The 14905-nt window shown below is 61.9% G+C and carries 13 protein-coding genes and 1 pseudogene; 12 read left to right on the top strand and 2 right to left on the bottom strand.

Annotation, left to right across the window (positions count from 1 at the left end):
- The 7 genes and pseudogenes from HP546_RS14770 to HP546_RS14740 form a co-directional block, all read left to right on the top strand.
- A partial coding sequence (locus HP546_RS14770; protein WP_372242435.1) for a cytochrome c5 family protein occupies window positions 1–149 on the top strand: 149 nt, incomplete at its 5' end.
- Between the two features lie 31 nt (window positions 150–180).
- The gene (locus HP546_RS14765; protein ID WP_172226614.1) at window positions 181–798 is read left to right on the top strand and encodes a cytochrome c; all 618 of its coding nucleotides are present in this window, start codon (window positions 181–183) and stop codon (window positions 796–798) included.
- Between the two features lie 284 nt (window positions 799–1082).
- Complete coding sequence (gene dsbA, locus HP546_RS14760) at window positions 1083–1718, top strand: thiol:disulfide interchange protein DsbA (protein ID WP_172226611.1); 636 nt, start codon at window positions 1083–1085, stop codon at window positions 1716–1718.
- Window positions 1719–1752: 34 nt separating this feature from the next.
- Window positions 1753–2585: pseudogene (locus HP546_RS14755) on the top strand (endonuclease/exonuclease/phosphatase family protein).
- Window positions 2586–2612: 27 nt separating this feature from the next.
- Window positions 2613–4553, top strand: a complete 1941-nt coding sequence (locus HP546_RS14750) for a GGDEF domain-containing protein (RefSeq protein WP_172226605.1) — start codon at window positions 2613–2615, stop codon at window positions 4551–4553.
- Between the two features lie 79 nt (window positions 4554–4632).
- Window positions 4633–5421 carry an N-acetylmuramoyl-L-alanine amidase gene (locus HP546_RS14745; protein WP_172226595.1) on the top strand — a complete coding sequence of 263 codons (789 nt, stop codon included), beginning with the start codon at window positions 4633–4635 and terminating at the stop codon, window positions 5419–5421.
- A gap of 87 nt (window positions 5422–5508) precedes the next feature.
- Window positions 5509–7113 (top strand): EAL domain-containing protein, encoded by a 1605-nt coding sequence (locus HP546_RS14740; protein WP_172226592.1) that lies wholly within the window; start codon window positions 5509–5511, stop codon window positions 7111–7113.
- A 184-nt stretch (window positions 7114–7297) separates the two neighbouring features.
- Here HP546_RS14740 and HP546_RS14735 read toward each other — a convergent pair whose 3' ends face one another.
- Both HP546_RS14735 and algB read right to left on the bottom strand, forming a co-directional pair.
- Window positions 7298–9064: a KinB sensor domain-containing domain gene (locus tag HP546_RS14735; RefSeq protein ID WP_172226589.1), complete on the bottom strand. Its 1767-nt coding sequence runs from the start codon at window positions 9062–9064 to the stop codon at window positions 7298–7300.
- Window positions 9065–9075: 11 nt separating this feature from the next.
- The gene (gene algB, locus HP546_RS14730) at window positions 9076–10422 is read right to left on the bottom strand and encodes a sigma-54-dependent response regulator transcription factor AlgB (RefSeq protein ID WP_172226586.1); all 1347 of its coding nucleotides are present in this window, start codon (window positions 10420–10422) and stop codon (window positions 9076–9078) included.
- Between the two features lie 212 nt (window positions 10423–10634).
- Here algB and HP546_RS14725 point away from each other — a divergent pair, with 212 nt between their 5' ends.
- From HP546_RS14725 to gltP, 5 genes are all read left to right on the top strand, one after another.
- Complete coding sequence (locus HP546_RS14725; protein WP_172226583.1) at window positions 10635–11456, top strand: BON domain-containing protein; 822 nt, start codon at window positions 10635–10637, stop codon at window positions 11454–11456.
- Window positions 11457–11630: 174 nt separating this feature from the next.
- The gene (locus HP546_RS14720) at window positions 11631–11921 is read left to right on the top strand and encodes a hypothetical protein (protein ID WP_172226580.1); all 291 of its coding nucleotides are present in this window, start codon (window positions 11631–11633) and stop codon (window positions 11919–11921) included.
- 34 nt (window positions 11922–11955) lie between these two features.
- Window positions 11956–12117, top strand: coding sequence for a DUF1328 domain-containing protein (locus HP546_RS14715; RefSeq protein WP_003252966.1), 162 nt, complete (start codon window positions 11956–11958; stop codon window positions 12115–12117).
- Between the two features lie 2 nt (window positions 12118–12119).
- Entirely contained in the window at window positions 12120–12590 is a 471-nt protein-coding gene (locus tag HP546_RS14710; protein ID WP_172226577.1) for an inhibitor of vertebrate lysozyme family protein, read from the top strand.
- 743 nt (window positions 12591–13333) lie between these two features.
- The gene (gene gltP, locus HP546_RS14705; protein WP_172226574.1) at window positions 13334–14662 is read left to right on the top strand and encodes a glutamate/aspartate:proton symporter GltP; all 1329 of its coding nucleotides are present in this window, start codon (window positions 13334–13336) and stop codon (window positions 14660–14662) included.
- The last annotated feature ends 243 nt before the right edge of the window (window positions 14663–14905 follow it).

Here is a 14905-nt window from a genome sequence, read left to right as displayed (position 1 = left end):
AGCCAAGGCTGGCGCAAGGCATGGAGGTACTCATGGCGCATGTGAATCAGGGTTTCAAGGCTATGCCGCCGCGTGGATTGTGCATGGACTGCAGTGCCGAGGACTACCGTTTGGTCATCCTTTGGATGAGCGGCAGTCCCGATACATAACATTTCACCCTTAGCCGTGTTGGATTAGCTGATGAACAAACTAGTCGTGAGTCTGCTGTTGACCCTGGGGGTCGCGGGTGCGGCCACTGCTGCGCAAACTGTCAAAGGCGATGCCGCCGCCGGCCAGGCCAAGACGGCCGTCTGTGGCGCCTGCCACAACCCCGACGGCAACAGCCTGGCACCGAACTTCCCGAAACTGGCTGGGCAGGGCGAGCGCTACCTTGAAAAACAACTGCACGATATCAAGTCCGGCAAGCGTACCGTGCTGGAAATGACCGGGATGCTGGCCGCGTTCAGCGATCAGGACCTGGCCGACATCGCCGCCTATTTCTCCAGCCAGAAAGGCAGCGTGGGTGCCGCCGATCCCAAGCTGGTGGAACGTGGCCGTGCGCTGTTCAACGGTGGCGACCTGGAGAAAGGCATGCCTGCCTGCACCGGCTGCCACTCGCCGAACGGCGCGGGTATCGCCTTGGCTGGCTTCCCGCACCTGGGCGGGCAGCACTCCCAGTACGTGAGCAAACAGTTGACCGAGTTCCGCGAGGGTGTGCGCACCAACGATGGCGATGCGATGACCATGCGGACCATCGCCGGCAAGCTGAGCAACCATGATATCGAAGCGTTGGCCAGCTACATCCAGGGCCTGCACTGAGGCTTTCGACCGCCTGTGATGGCCCTATCGCCGGCAAGCCAGCGCCCACATGGACCGCGCCGCCCTCAAGCCCTGCGCCATCCCTGTGGGAGCCGGCTTGCCGGCGATAGGGCCGTCAAGGGCACTGCATTAACTTTCAGTTAATGTTGTAGGCCAATGATGAAAGGGTGGCCGGGCTGCCCTTTTTTCCGTCCGCTGCCGGTACACTACAGAACTCGAGCCCTTCCCGGCCTGTCTCAATTCAGGTCGCGTCGAGGTGACCCATGACTGCTCAGGAGTAAAGCATGCGTAAACTGATTCTCAGCGCTGCGCTGGTCGCTGCCAGCGTATTCGGTATGGCTGCCGTCCAGGCAGCCGAGCCTGCCACGGCTGGCAAGGAATATATCGAGCTGAGCAACCCTGTTCCGGTGTCCGTGCCTGGCAAGATCGAAGTGGTCGAGCTGTTCTGGTATGGCTGCCCTCATTGCTACCATTTCGAGCCGACCATCAATCCATGGGCCGATAAGCTTCCGGCCGACGTCAATTTCAAGCGTATTCCTGCCATGTTCGGCGGCCCTTGGGACGCTCACGGCCAGATGTTCCTGACCCTCGAGGCCATGGGCGTCGAGCAGAAGGTGCACGCGGCGGTGTTCGACGCCATCCAGAACCAGCACAAGCGTCTGACCGACAAGAATGACATGGCCGATTTCCTCGCAACCCAAGGCGTGGACAAGGACAAGTTCCTCGCGACCTTCGATTCGTTCGCCATCAAGGGCCAGGTACAGAAGGCCAAAGAGCTGGCGAAAAAATACGAAATTACTGGTGTGCCAGCCATGGTGGTCAACGGCAAGTACCGTTTCGACCTGGGCACTGCTGGCGGGCCGGAAGGCGTGCTGAACGTCGCCGACCAGCTGATCGACAAGGAGCGCGCCGCCAAGTAGGCGGCGTAACCCATGCCCCGCTTCAGAACCACGCGTGGCATTGGCCTGCACCAGCCGCAGGTCAACGAGCATCACCTGCAGGCCTCGGGCCTGCCCGAGGATGGTCGCCTGCGGCTGCTTAGCTTCAACATCCAGGTGGGCATCAGCACCGAGCGCTACCGGCACTACCTGACCCGCAGCTGGCAGCACCTGCTGCCGCATACCGGGCGGGCCGGCAACCTGCAGAAGATCGGCAAGTTGCTGGGTGACTTCGATCTGGTGGCCTTGCAGGAGGCCGACGGCGGCAGCATGCGGTCGGGCTACATCAACCAGGTCGAACACCTGGCTCATCTGGGCGCCTTCCCCTATTGGTATCAGCAGCTCAACCGTAACCTCGGCCGTTTCGCCCAGCACAGCAATGGCGTGCTCAGCCGCCTGAAGCCGCAACTGCTCGAAGACCACCCGTTGCCGGGCCCGGCTGGCCGCGGTGCGATCCTGGTGCGGTTTGGCGAGGGCGAAGATGCGCTGATCGTAGTGATGATGCACCTGGCACTGGGCGCCAAGACCCGCGCCCTGCAGCTGGGCTACATTCGTGAGCTGATCGGCGGCTACCGCCATCAGGTGCTGATGGGCGACATGAATACCCATGCCACCGACCTGCTGCAGCACTCGCCGCTGCGCGACCTGGGCCTGATCGCGCCTCAGGTCGAAGCCACCTTCCCGAGTTGGCGACCACAGCGTTGCCTGGACCATATCCTGCTCAGCCCAAGCCTCACGCTGGAGCGTGTCGAGGTGTTGGCGCAGCCAATTTCAGACCACCTTCCCGTTGCCGTCGAGATTCGATTGCCTGATGCATTGACTGTGGATACGCTGCCGGTTTTGAGCTAATTGCCATCACCGTTTGCGGACCCGGGCATGACTGAAGACGCTGAGCGCTGGAAAGAGAAATACCTCAAGAGCATCGAGCAGCAGGAAAAGCTGGAGCGCCGCTGGGACGCCCGTCTCGACCTGCTGCGTCGCGGCCTGGTGCGCAGCACCCTGGCTGCCGAAGGCAGTGACAAGGTGGTGGACGAGTGCATGAAGGAAATGCGCGAGGTCATCCGCAGCGACAACATGGACGCCGGCCTCGCCGGGTTGATCCCGCGCCTTGAAAAAGCCGTGCTGGACTCTGAACAGCGCCGGGAAAACCGCATGCACCAGGTCGGCGATGCGTTGACCGCACTGGTGGGCCAGCTGCAAGGCCTGCCGCTGCCCAACGATATCTCCCGGCCCCTGAAAAAGCTGGCGAAGAAGCTCGACGGCGGGGTTGCCCAGTCACGCGACCTGCCGCCGTTGCTGGGCGAATTGAGCGGCTTGCAGGGTCGCGCGTTGTCCGCCCTCGGCAAGCCGGAGGAGGAAGCCCGGCCTGGTTTTTTGCAGCGCTTGTTCGGCAGCCGCGAGGACGACGGCCAAGGTGAGGCAGAACTGGCAACGGTGGTGCCGGCTGCTGCCGACACACATCCCCAGGCCACACCAGCCAATATCGGGGTATTGCAGCCCGAAGACGTCGATGTGCTTCAGCCACTGCCCGCCCCCTCAGCCCCCGCAGAAGCGCTGGTCGTTACCCGCGACCCCGAGCTGGAGCCAGCAGGCCCGGCATTGATCGAGTCGGTGGAGATGCCGTCAGCCTCGCAGTCGCAGCCGTCACAGGCAGAAGTGCCAGCGCTACAGATTGGCGCCGACGACGAACCTTCGGCAGAGCCTCTATCAACCCTCGAAGAAACCTTCGGTGAAGACGGGCCCTACGCCCTGCCCTACGCGGTGGAGCCGCCGTACAGTCAGGTTGCCGCGCACATCGAGCAGACTTTGATCGGCCTGCTTGACGACCTCAGCTTGCCCGAGCGGCACAAGGCCCAGGCCCTGGAAATGCGCGAGCGGGTCGCCCGCGGTTTGAACTGGTATGAGCTGATTCCGGTACTGGATGACCTGGCAGTGCTGCTGCTGGCAATCAACGACAGCGGCCAGCACGAATTCGAAACCTACCTGCAGCAGATCAACGAACGCCTTGAGGGTTTTCAGAGCCATCTGCAAGAGGCCAGCGCCGGCCACGCTGACAACAGTAGCGCTGCGCGTGAGCTGGATACGCAGCTGCGTGAGCACGTCGACGGCCTGCAGAGCAGCGTGCAGGGTGCCGCCGACGTGGACAGCCTGAAGCACATTCTGGAAAACCGCCTGGAAGGCCTGTTGGTGACCATGGACGAGCACAAGCACGAACGTGACCGCCGCGAGCTGGAACTGGCGGGGCGCCTGCATGGGTTGTCGGAGCGGGTGGCGAACATGGAGCAAGAAGCGCTGGGCTACCGTGAGCACCTCGAGGAGCAGCGCCAGAAAGCCTTGCTCGACCCGCTTACCGGCTTGCCTAACCGTGCGGCCTGGAGCGAACGAGTTGAACGCGAAATGCTCGAATGGCAGGAAAACGGCGGCCATCTGGCGATGGCGATCCTCGATCTTGACCATTTCAAGCGCATCAACGACAGCTACGGGCACCTGGCCGGGGACAAGGTGTTGAAGATTGTCGCCGACCAACTGCGCAAGCGCTTGCGCGGCCGTGACTTCATCGCCCGCTTTGGCGGCGAGGAGTTTGTCCTGCTGCTGCCACAGACGCCGCCAGCCGCCGCCGCCCAGATGGCCGAGGTGCTGCGCGCAGCCGTCGAGGCATGCCCGTTCCACTTCAAGGGCGAACGGGTGGTGATCACCACCTCCATCGGGCTGGCTGCGTTCCGTTCGGGCGAGCGCGGCGATCAGGTGCTGAAACGCGCCGATGCGGCGTTGTACCGGGCCAAGGAGCAGGGGCGCAATCGCGTCGAGCAGGGTTGACCCAAAGCGGCTGGCCCGTGGCAAGCGCGCCCTCGGCCAGCACGTTATACTGTAGCGCTCATACGCTGAGGCCACCGACGTGTTTTCCACGCTGAAAAAAACCCTGATTTCCTTGCTGCTGCTGTTTGTAGCAGGTTGCTCCACGGGCCTGCGGATAGACCGCAGCCACCCTTCCGCCAACCACGACAACCGCATCCAGTTCGTTGTCCTGCATTACACCAATGCCTCGCTGGAGCGCTCCCTCGCCTTGCTTACCCAGGGTGAGGTCAGTAGCCATTACCTGATCGGCGATGGTCCGGCGACGGTCTACCAACTGGTGGATGAAAGCCGCCGCGCCTGGCATGCCGGTGATAGCCAATGGCAGGGGCGCACCTGGCTGAACTCCTCGTCGATCGGTATCGAGATCGTCAACCCGGGGTTCACCGAAACGCCGAGTGGTCGGGTCTGGCACCCTTACAGCGAGGCCCAGGTGCAGTCGCTGATCGCGCTGCTCAAGGACATCGTCAAGCGCAACAACATCGAACCACGGCACATCATCGGCCACAGCGACATTGCTCCGTCGCGCAAGCTGGACCCAGGCCCGTTGTTCCCTTGGAAGCGTTTGGCAGATGCCGGGCTGGGTGTCTGGCCGGACGCCAATGCCGTGGCACGCCAGCAGGCTTACTTCAGCGTCAACCCACCAGGCATTGGCTGGTACCAGCAGGAGCTGCGCCGGTTTGGCTACGCCATCGAGCAGACTGGGGTGCTGGATGTGGCCACCCGCCATACGCTTGCAGCGTTCCAGATGCGTTTCCGCCCACAACGCTTCGACGGCATGCCTGACGCCCAGACCGCTGCGATGTTGCAGGTGCTCAACCGGATGCGTTGAGCCGGCAGCAGCCCAAGCGAGGCGCTAAACGGTGAGGGTGATTATTGATTCAGTTGCTATACCTTAGTAATCAACTGGATGCCTTTGATGTCAGCACTCATCACCTTGCTGCGCCAAATTTTCTACCGCCCCTGGATGCTGGCCACCTTGGCAGCATTGGCCAGCGCCGCTCTGTTGCTGTCTGCCAGCATCGGCATTGCCTTGCAACAGATGAAGCAAAGTGAAAGCGAACAGATGAATGCCCAGGGCGAGCGGTTTCTCGATCGCCTCGAGCAGGTGTTCGGCCAGTTGCGCGAAGGCGTGGATGTTTTGCAGGCGCAGCCCTTGCGGGGCTGCAGCCCGGCAATGCTGACGGCTTTGCAGCAAGTCGGCCTGAGTTCTCGCTTCATCTATGAAGCCGCCTATGTAGATGGCGATGTGGCCTGCTCCAACCGGGGTGACGAGCGCGCGTTCGTGCCGCTGCGGGCCCCCGATATCCAGGGCCCGACATACAGCTACTGGCTTAATACCACCACCGAACCGAACGAGAACCTGGCGGCACTGATGCTGGGTCGGGGCAAATTTCTGGTTTCCACATCCCGTGGGCACCTGACCGATGTGGTGGACCTGCCACCGGGCGGCAGCCTGGTAGTGGTGCTGGACAACGGCGCGCGCGCCATCCCCGTGCTGGGCCCGCCACAGGTGTGGCCGCCGCCCTCGGCCTGGTCCAACAGCGACAAGTCGCTGCTCGAACTCAGCGATCGACTGATCTACCGCATGCCCACCAAGTCACCGGATTACCAGCTGGTACTGATTGCGCCGCGGGCAAGCCTGCCGCTGAGAATGAACGGCATGCTCTGGCTGCTGTTCCCCGGTAGCGTGCTCGCGGCCTGTTGCATTGGCTGGCTGGTGTTGCAGTTGATCCTGCAACGGCGCTCGATGAGCTCGGAACTGCAGCACGCCTTGCGTCGTGGAGAACTGCAGGTGCTGTATCAGCCGATTTTCGAGCTCGACAGCCGGCGCTGCGTGGGGGCCGAAGCACTGGTGCGCTGGCGCCGCCCGGACGGCACCCTGACCAGCCCGGACCTGTTCATCCCGCTGGCTGAAAACACCGGGCAGATTCGGCAGATCACCGACTTTGTGCTGCAGCGCGTGCTCGAGCAGCTGGGGCAGCTGCTGCGCTCGCACCCCAAGTTGTACATCTCGGTAAACCTGGCGGCGTGCGATGTGATGGTGCCGCGGATTGGCCGGGTGGCGGCGCGCCTGTTGGCGCTTCACCGGGTATCGGCAACCCAGATTGCCTTCGAAGTGACCGAGCGCGGCCTGATCGACGTGGTGGTCGCCCGCGATAACCTGCAGGCGCTGCGTTCCGTTGGGCACCAGGTGCTGATCGATGATTTCGGTACTGGCTATTGCAGCCTGGCATACCTGCAAACCCTGCCGGTGGACTGCCTGAAGATCGACAAGGCGTTCATCGATGCGCTAGGGCATGATGCCGCCAGCAGCGGTGTCGCCCCGCATATCATCCGCATGGCCCATGACCTGCACCTGCGGGTGATTGCCGAAGGCATCGAGTGCGAGGACCAGGCGGTGCTGCTGAACAGCGAAGGGGTCAACTATGGCCAGGGCTGGCTGTTTGCCCGGCCATTGAACGCCCGGCAATTCGCCGAGCTGGTGACCCGCGGGCAGCTGCCGCGGCGGGTCGAGCATTGAGTCAGCTCCCACAGGGATCGCATCTGGGCTCACAGGCCCTGCACACCTAGCGGCAAGCACCTGTCAGCCCTGATGCAACTTGCCAAAGCCCATGGAATTTCCTACAGGTACCGCACAGCTGCCAAGTGCGGCGCTATCCCTGTGGGAGCTGGCTTGCCGGCGATGAGGCCGGCACAGGAGAAACTCATACCGGCAGTGCCATATAGAACTGCGTGCCCTGCCCTGGCCGGGAAAACACGCCCATGCGCCCGCCGTGCAACTGCACGATCTCCTTGCACAACGCCAGCCCCAGCCCCGCGCCACCCTTCTTGCGGCCTACCTGCACGAAGGGTTCGAAAATGCGCCCCTGCTGTCCATAGGCAATGCCTTCGCCATTGTCTTCCACGCTGATGATCACCCGCTCCGCATGGCGCCGGGCATGCAGGCGAATGCGCCCGCCGTTGGCGGTATGGCGGATGGCATTGTGCAACAGGTTGTCCAGTACCCGGTCCAGTTGCGCAACGTCGGCCTGGATGCGCGGCAGCGGCGGCTCCAGGGCATTGATCAACTCGATCTGCTTGTGCGCCGCCTGCTGGTCAAAGCGCAGCTGCGCGCGCTCCAGCAACTCGTCGATGGCACAAGGCGCCAGCTCGAGCTTCTGCAGCCCGCTCTGGTAGCGGCTGAAGTTGAGCAGGTCGTTGATCAGCTGGGTCAGGCGTTGCATTTCCTCGCCGATGGTTTCCAGCAGGTCGTTTTCCCGCGCTTCGGCGGGAAACTTGACCCGCTCGCGCAACAGGCCGAAGGCCATGTGCATACCGGTGACCGGGGTGCGAAGCTCGTGTGAGGCACGCAGTACGAATTCGCTGCGCACGCGCTCGAACGCGCGCTGTTCGGTTACGTCATGCAGCACCATCACCGCGCCAAGGATCGGGCCTTGCGGGTGGCTGACCGGGGTCAGGCTATAGGTGAGCAGGCGCGTTTCCTCGTCGACCTCGATGCTCAGGTCGTCTGGCGCACGGTCCAGGCTGCCGCCGCGCAGCACCTGGCGCAGCTGGTGTTCCAGCTCTGGTCGCTGCAGGGCTTCGGCCAGGCTGCTGCCAACCCGGCTGTCATTCCAGCCCAGTTGGCGATGGGCTACCGGGTTGAGGTGCTCCAGGCGGCCCTGGCGGTCGATGATCAGCAAGCCATCGTCGATGCTGTCGAGCACGGCCTGCAGGCGCTGCTGGCCGGCCAGCAGTTCATCGACATTGGTGGCCTGGTGCTTGCGCAAGGCATCTGCCATGAGGCCGAAGCGGCGGGTCAGCTGGTTCAGTTCGGACGCCTGGGTGACCGGCAGGGTGACGTCGAAATTGCCTTTGCCCAGCTGGTCGGCGGCTTTGGCCAAGGCTTCGATCGGCTGGCCGAAGCGCCGGGCGATGTTGTGCGCAGTGATAAAACCCAGTACCAGCACCACCAGGCCCATCAGGCCGAGCACACCGCTGACCAGCAGGGCCTGATCACGGCTGTTTTCCTCGTTGCGAGTGATGAGGTCCAGGGCCTGTTTGTGGGAATCGATCAGGTCGGTACGAACCTGGTTGAACGCGGCCCCAAGCGGTTGATCGGCGGCCATGCTGCGAGCCGGCGCGGGGCTGTCCCGGTAAGCCTGGAGAAAGGTCTGGTAGTGGCTGCTGGCCTTGCTGAAACCGGTGCGCTCGCCGCCTTGTTCCAACCCTTGGTTGAGCAAGCCCTGGAAGTTTTCCTGCAGCAGCCGCAGGTTTTCCGGGGCGGTGCCTTCGTCGAGAATCAGGGTAAGCTGCTCGCCCAGGTTCTGGCGCAACTTGAGCCCCACTTCCAGGGCGTGGGTGGTCTCGCGCACCAGTTGTTGCTGCACCGTGGCCATCTGCAGCACGCTGACCAGGCCCAGCAGCAGCCCGAGCAGGGCCACCGTGACCAGCGCCGAGATGCTCAGGAACAGCCGCGTGCGCAGCTTCATGGGTGGCCACTTCACAGGTTGTACTGCTTGCGCTTGCGGTACAGCGTTGAGGCATCGATGCCCAAGGTCTTGGCGGCCTGGTCCAGCGTGTCGCTGGCGGCCAGCACGGCGCCGATATGGGCGCGCTCCAGCTCATCCAGGCTTAGCGCGGCGCCCACCCGCGGGGCGTTGCCGGCAGGTTGCTCGCCCATGCCCAGGTGGCTGATTTCGACACGCTCCTGCGGGCAGATGATGCTCGCCCGCTCCACCACGTTGCGCAGTTCGCGAATGTTGCCGGGCCAGCGGTAATTGAGCAGGGCCGCACGGGCTTCATCGCTGAAACCCCGGGCCGGTCGGGAGTATTCCTTGACGAAGCGGGCGAGGAAGCGGTCAGCCAGGGTGAGGATGTCTTCACTGCGCTCGCGCAGGGGCGGCAGGTGCAGGGTGATGACGTTGAGGCGATACAGCAGGTCTTCGCGGAAGCGGCTTTCGCGCACCATCTCTTCGAGGTTGAGGTTGGTCGCGGCCAGAATACGTACATCGGCGCGGCGGGTGACCGGGTCACCCACACGCTCGTATTCCTTGTCCTGGATGAAGCGCAGCAGTTTCGGCTGCAGGGTCAGCGGGAAATCGCCGATCTCGTCGAGGAACAGTGTGCCACCGTCAGCCTGGTTGACCCGCCCCAGGGTGCTTTCGCTGGCGCCGGTGAAGGCCCCGCGGGTGTGGCCGAACAGCTCGCTTTCCATCAGTTCGGCGTTCAGCGACGGGCAGTTGATGGTCACACAGGCTTTGCGCGCGCGCTTGCTCCAGCCGTGGATGGCCCGGGCCAACTCGCCCTTACCGGTACCCGACTCGCCCAGGATGAGGATGTTGGCGTCGGTGGTGGCGACCTGGCGGGCGGTTTCCAGCACCGCCATCATCGCCGGGCTGTGCGAGTCGAGGCCGTCCTTGGGTTTGCGCACTTCGCCTTCCAGGGCTTCCAGGCGCGCCGAAAGCTGACGCACTTCCAGCTGCTTGGCGGTGGCCAGGCGCAACTGGTCCGGGCTGCAGGGCTTGACCAGGTAATCGGCGGCGCCGGCCTGGATGGCGTCGACGGCCGTGTCGATGGCCGAGTGCGCGGTGACAATTACCACCCGCATCCAAGGCGCCTGAATACGCATTTGTGCCAACACGTCGAGGCCGTTGTCTTCCCCCAGGCGTAAATCGAGGAAACACAGGTCGAACACCTGACGCTGCAGCAAGGATTCGGCCTGAGTCGCGCTGTTTGCCGTCGCCACGCTGTAGCCCTCGTCCTCGAGGCAATAGCGGAAGGTGCGCAGGATCGCGGACTCGTCATCCACCAGCAGAATGCGGCCTTGGTTGTCCTGGGCTGATTCCATTTTCCTGCGCTCCTTAGGGTAGATCTTCAATTAGTGTGGGAAAAATCGGGCAAGTTGCATGGTCAATTCTGAAGGATTCTGTCCTTTGCATGCTAGCCAATGGCCAAATAACGGCGGAACGCCGCGATATTCCGATGATTTGCTTAGAGACATGCGGTGGCACATTGGTTGCGACGATTTTCAGCTTTTGCCTACAAAAAGGAGGCTTCGCCATGTCCACTTCCTTTCGTACAGCCGTTGTGGCTGCTGTTTTGCTGCCCTTGATCAACCCGGCGTTTGCCGACCCGGTGCAAGACGCCCGCCTTGAAGGCGCGCTGCAAACCGCCCTTTCGTTAAACCGCATGCTCAACCCGTTCCGCATCAAGGTCGAAGTGGAGGGCAAACAGGCGCGGCTTGTCGGCGAGGTAGAAAACGACGTCGAACGCCAACTGGCCGAACATGTTGCCTTGGCCACCCGGGGCATCGAGCAGGTGGATAACCAGCTGCAGGTCAATGCCCAGTTGGTGGAGCGCCCGCTGGAGCTGCGTGCCTACGCCCAGCGCCTGGAGGATGCCACCCTGGCAGCAGTGATTCGTGCACGGCTGTTGTGGAGCCGTACCACTGAGAAAGCGCCTATAGAAGTCCAGAGCAGTGAAGGCGTGGTGACGCTTCGCGGCAGGGTCGACAGTGTCGAGGCCAAGGAACTGGCGGGTGTGGTGGCACGGACCACCGATGGAGTGCACCTGGTCAACAACCTTGTCAGCCTTGATACAGCTGCCATGGCCAAGGCCAGGGAAACCCCGGTCGGGGCGCCAACCGGGCCGCAACCCAGTGATAGCTGGATCGTCGACAAGATCCAGAACAGCTACCGCTTCAGTCGCAATCTGGATGGCCTGAACCTCAAGGTAGCCAGTGAAGAAGGCATGGTGCGGCTGTCGGGTGAAGTCGTCAGTGCAGAGCAGAAGACCATCGCCCAGGAGATCGCCCGCCAGATCATCGGCGTGCGCGGGGTGGATGCCGACATGCTCAAAATAGCATCCAAGGTCGAGGGCTGATCGTGCAATTCGCACGAGCGCTTGGGTGCCATCGTGCAGGATACGTCCTCAGGTGCACTACGCCGCTTATATAAGCTATTGATTTTTAAGGATTTTATTTTATTCGGCAGGCTGGCATGCAGGCTGCAATTACCTGTTCAGGTTTGAACAAAAATTACAGCAGGAGGAGCCGGCATGAATCGCCAATCCGTCAACCGTTCGCAAGTCGCCGCACTGCCCCTGCGCCAGATGCTGACACTCGGCATGGCGCTGCTGCTGACCTTGGCAGCCGGGCTGTTTTATTACAGCTTGCAGACTGCACGGCTTGCGGATCAGGTAGCGGCGCAGACCGCCCTGCTGGCGCAAATTCAGTCGACCCGTACAAACAATTTCGTCAAGGCAGCCGAGCCGTTGCCTTCTGATACCCACGCCGCGTCGCCGGCCACTCTGGAACATGTCGTGCCTCAGGACCGTTGGGTGTTCTGAGCCGGACTGTTTTGAAAAAGAAAGGAGAAACACCATGCTGAGCTGGGCTATCACTTTCCTCATCATCGCCATTGTCGCTGCCGTTCTGGGCTTCGGTGGTATCGCCGGCGCTGCCACAGGTATTGCGAAGATTCTGTTCATCGTCTTCCTGGTCCTGTTCGTAGCTTCCTTCTTCTTCGGACGCGGTCGAGGTTGAAAATGAGCAGGATGCTCCCGACTGCCCTGGCTGCCGCCCTGCTTCTGGGTGGCAGTGCAGCGGCGATGGCGGCCAATGACGGCCAGGTCCGGGCCGACCAGTTGTTGGGGTCGGACCCTGAGTACCGGCAAGCCTGGCAGGACGCGATCAAAGGCGAGGAACGCCTGCCCGACTGGGTGGTCAACCTGACCGGCAGTGCCGAGCAACAGATGTCTGCCGTTACGGAGGACGGCGACAAATACCTGGTTGGCCCGCTGTGCGAGGCTCAGGAAAAATGTACCTATAAGCGGCTGATCGTGGCGTTCAGCTGGGACAAGGAAGATGCCTACGGCATGCTCGTCGAAGTACCCGAGGGGTTGCCGAGCGACAAGTCGCCTACCCGCCATGCGCAATACCGGTGGCTGGGCGAGCCGGACGACGGCATGAAGGCAATGCTGCAGGAGCAGCTCAAGCGTGACCCGAACTGGTACTGAGCTTTTTCAGGCGGTACGGACGAAAGGTTACGCACTGTCACGTAATAGAAGCTGAACCTTTCTATATTTCAGCCTTCTATGATGCGCCGCCCCGAGGAGGGGCAGCACATGACCAAGGGGCCGGGCTGTTCTGATTGTTACCGGATCGGAGTGGCCTAGGGGTACAGGGAGTGCCTCCAGCAATGGGCCGGGTCAGGAAAGGCGGAATCGGAAGTATCAGGTCGGCGGTGTCATAGGGGCACCTGGCCAGACCTGACTTCCGAGGAGCCATATCGAAACGCCGCTTCCCTTGCGCGTTTTTTCCTCCGAGACACATTTTGTCTTGACCGTACATCAACTTTTTTTCAAATCCCCTGATGCTTGTACAAGTGACATTTCGGCCATTCGGATTGTCGAACAAGCCATCTTCTGTCTCCTTTTCCTACAGTCAAATCTGCCGAAATATGGCGGTTTGGTCTTGTTCGGGATTCCGAACGTTATAAATCAAGCACTTGCGAACCTATCGAGTTGGTCGAAAACGTTATGCATTATGGGCATGGGTCATGCGTTTCCGGCATTAGATTTCCCCCCTTGCCATCGCAATAGTTGCCGCCTTTTTCGCTGGCCTGAGCGCCCTGTCGCTCGCCTGCGGTGTCCTTACATGAAGTCGCCGGATGGATGCATCTGCTGCCCGTGACCTGGCCAACGGCTCTGTTACGCGCCTTTCCATCGGTGCCATGACCACTAGAACAAAGGGTAAAGACATGAAGAAGGCAAAACTGAGCCTCGCCTGGCAGATCGTTATCGGTCTGGTGCTTGGCGTTGCAATCGGCGCGCTGCTGAACCACTTCAGTGCGGAAAAGGCCTGGTGGATCAGTAACGTCCTCCAGCCCGCCGGTGACATCTTCATTCGCCTGATCAAGATGATCGTCGTCCCGATCGTGATTTCGTCTCTGATCGTGGGCATCGCCGGGGTTGGCGATGCGAAGAAACTCGGCAGCATCGGCCTTAAGACCATCCTCTACTTCGAAGTGGTGACCACCATCGCCATCGTTGTGGGCCTGGTGCTGGCCAACCTGTTCCACCCGGGCGCCGGCATCGACATGAGCACCTTGGGTACCGTGGACATCTCCAAGTACCAGGCGACTGCGGCCGAAGTGCAGCATGAGCACGCATTCATCGAAACCCTGCTCAACCTGATCCCGTCGAACATCTTCGCAGCGCTGATGCGTGGCGAAATGCTGCCGATCATCTTCTTCTCGGTGATGTTCGGCCTGGGCCTTTCGAGCTTGCAGGCAGAGCTGCGCGACCCGCTGGTGCGTACCTTCCAGGCCGTTTCGGAAACCATGTTCAAGGTCACTCACATGATCATGAACTACGCCCCGATCGGCGTGTTCGCCCTGATCGCCGTGACCGTGGCCAACTTCGGTTTCAGCTCGCTGCTGCCGCTGGCCAAGCTGGTGCTGCTGGTGTATTTCGCCATCGCCTTCTTCGCCTTCATGGTGCTGGGCCTGGTCGCCCGCCTGTTCGGCTTCTCGGTGATCAAGATCATGCGCATCATGAAAGATGAGCTGATCCTGGCCTACTCCACTTCCAGCTCGGAAACCGTGCTGCCGCGTGTGATCGAGAAGATGGAAAAGTACGGCGCGCCGAAGTCGATCTGCTCGTTCGTGGTACCGACCGGCTACTCCTTCAACCTCGACGGCTCGACCCTGTACCAGAGCATCGCGGCCATCTTCATTGCCCAGCTGTACGGTATCGACCTGTCGTGGAGCCAGCAGCTGCTGCTGGTGCTGACCCTGATGGTCACCTCCAAGGGCATCGCTGGCGTGCCGGGTGTATCGTTCGTGGTGCTGCTGGCTACTCTGGGCAGCGTTGGCATCCCGCTGGAAGGCCTGGCCTTCATCGCCGGTGTCGACCGCATCATGGACATGGCGCGTACTGCGCTGAACGTGATCGGCAACGCCCTGGCGGCACTGGTCATTTCCCGTTGGGAAGGCATGTACGATGCGGCCAAGGGCGAGAAGTACTACGCCTCGCTGATGGCCGACAAGCAGGAAGCTGCGGTGGTTGGCGAAACTGCCAAGCGCTGAGCCTGATGGCTGATTGACCAAGAGCCCCGACTTGTCGGGGCTTTTTGTTGTGCGCCAGGCATGGCGCGTTGCGCGTAAGCGCAACCTGCTTGGCTGTGGTGGCCGAGCGGGTGACCTGGAGGTGAAAGTCCTCTACACACCCGGCAAGGGGAAGTGTTAGCCGGAGGCAAGGGTGTCGCGGGCGACTGCGAATCTGAAGGAAGCCCGAGGCAAAATGCTGGCCTGACGAACAGGAAGCGGATC

The organism is Pseudomonas sp. CM25 (assembly GCF_013179705.1).
In the GTDB taxonomy this organism is placed as follows: Bacteria; Pseudomonadota; Gammaproteobacteria; order Pseudomonadales; family Pseudomonadaceae; genus Aquipseudomonas.
This window is presented reverse-complemented; position numbering and strand designations above follow the sequence as displayed.

Excerpts from the sequence above, each read along its gene's own strand:
- dsbA (WP_172226611.1), top strand. The coding sequence starts at position 1,083 with ATGCGTAAACTGATTCTCAGCGCTGCGCTGGTCGCTGCCAGCGTATTC.
- HP546_RS14735 (WP_172226589.1), bottom strand. The coding sequence starts at position 9,064 with ATGAAGCTGCGCACGCGGCTGTTCCTGAGCATCTCGGCGCTGGTCACG.
- HP546_RS14740 (WP_172226592.1), top strand. The coding sequence starts at position 5,509 with ATGTCAGCACTCATCACCTTGCTGCGCCAAATTTTCTACCGCCCCTGG.
- algB (WP_172226586.1), bottom strand. The coding sequence starts at position 10,422 with ATGGAATCAGCCCAGGACAACCAAGGCCGCATTCTGCTGGTGGATGAC.
- HP546_RS14720 (WP_172226580.1), top strand. The coding sequence starts at position 11,631 with ATGAATCGCCAATCCGTCAACCGTTCGCAAGTCGCCGCACTGCCCCTG.
- HP546_RS14710 (WP_172226577.1), top strand. The coding sequence starts at position 12,120 with ATGAGCAGGATGCTCCCGACTGCCCTGGCTGCCGCCCTGCTTCTGGGT.
- HP546_RS14750 (WP_172226605.1), top strand. The coding sequence starts at position 2,613 with ATGACTGAAGACGCTGAGCGCTGGAAAGAGAAATACCTCAAGAGCATC.
- HP546_RS14765 (WP_172226614.1), top strand. The coding sequence starts at position 181 with ATGAACAAACTAGTCGTGAGTCTGCTGTTGACCCTGGGGGTCGCGGGT.
- HP546_RS14715 (WP_003252966.1), top strand. The coding sequence starts at position 11,956 with ATGCTGAGCTGGGCTATCACTTTCCTCATCATCGCCATTGTCGCTGCC.
- HP546_RS14725 (WP_172226583.1), top strand. The coding sequence starts at position 10,635 with ATGTCCACTTCCTTTCGTACAGCCGTTGTGGCTGCTGTTTTGCTGCCC.
- gltP (WP_172226574.1), top strand. The coding sequence starts at position 13,334 with ATGAAGAAGGCAAAACTGAGCCTCGCCTGGCAGATCGTTATCGGTCTG.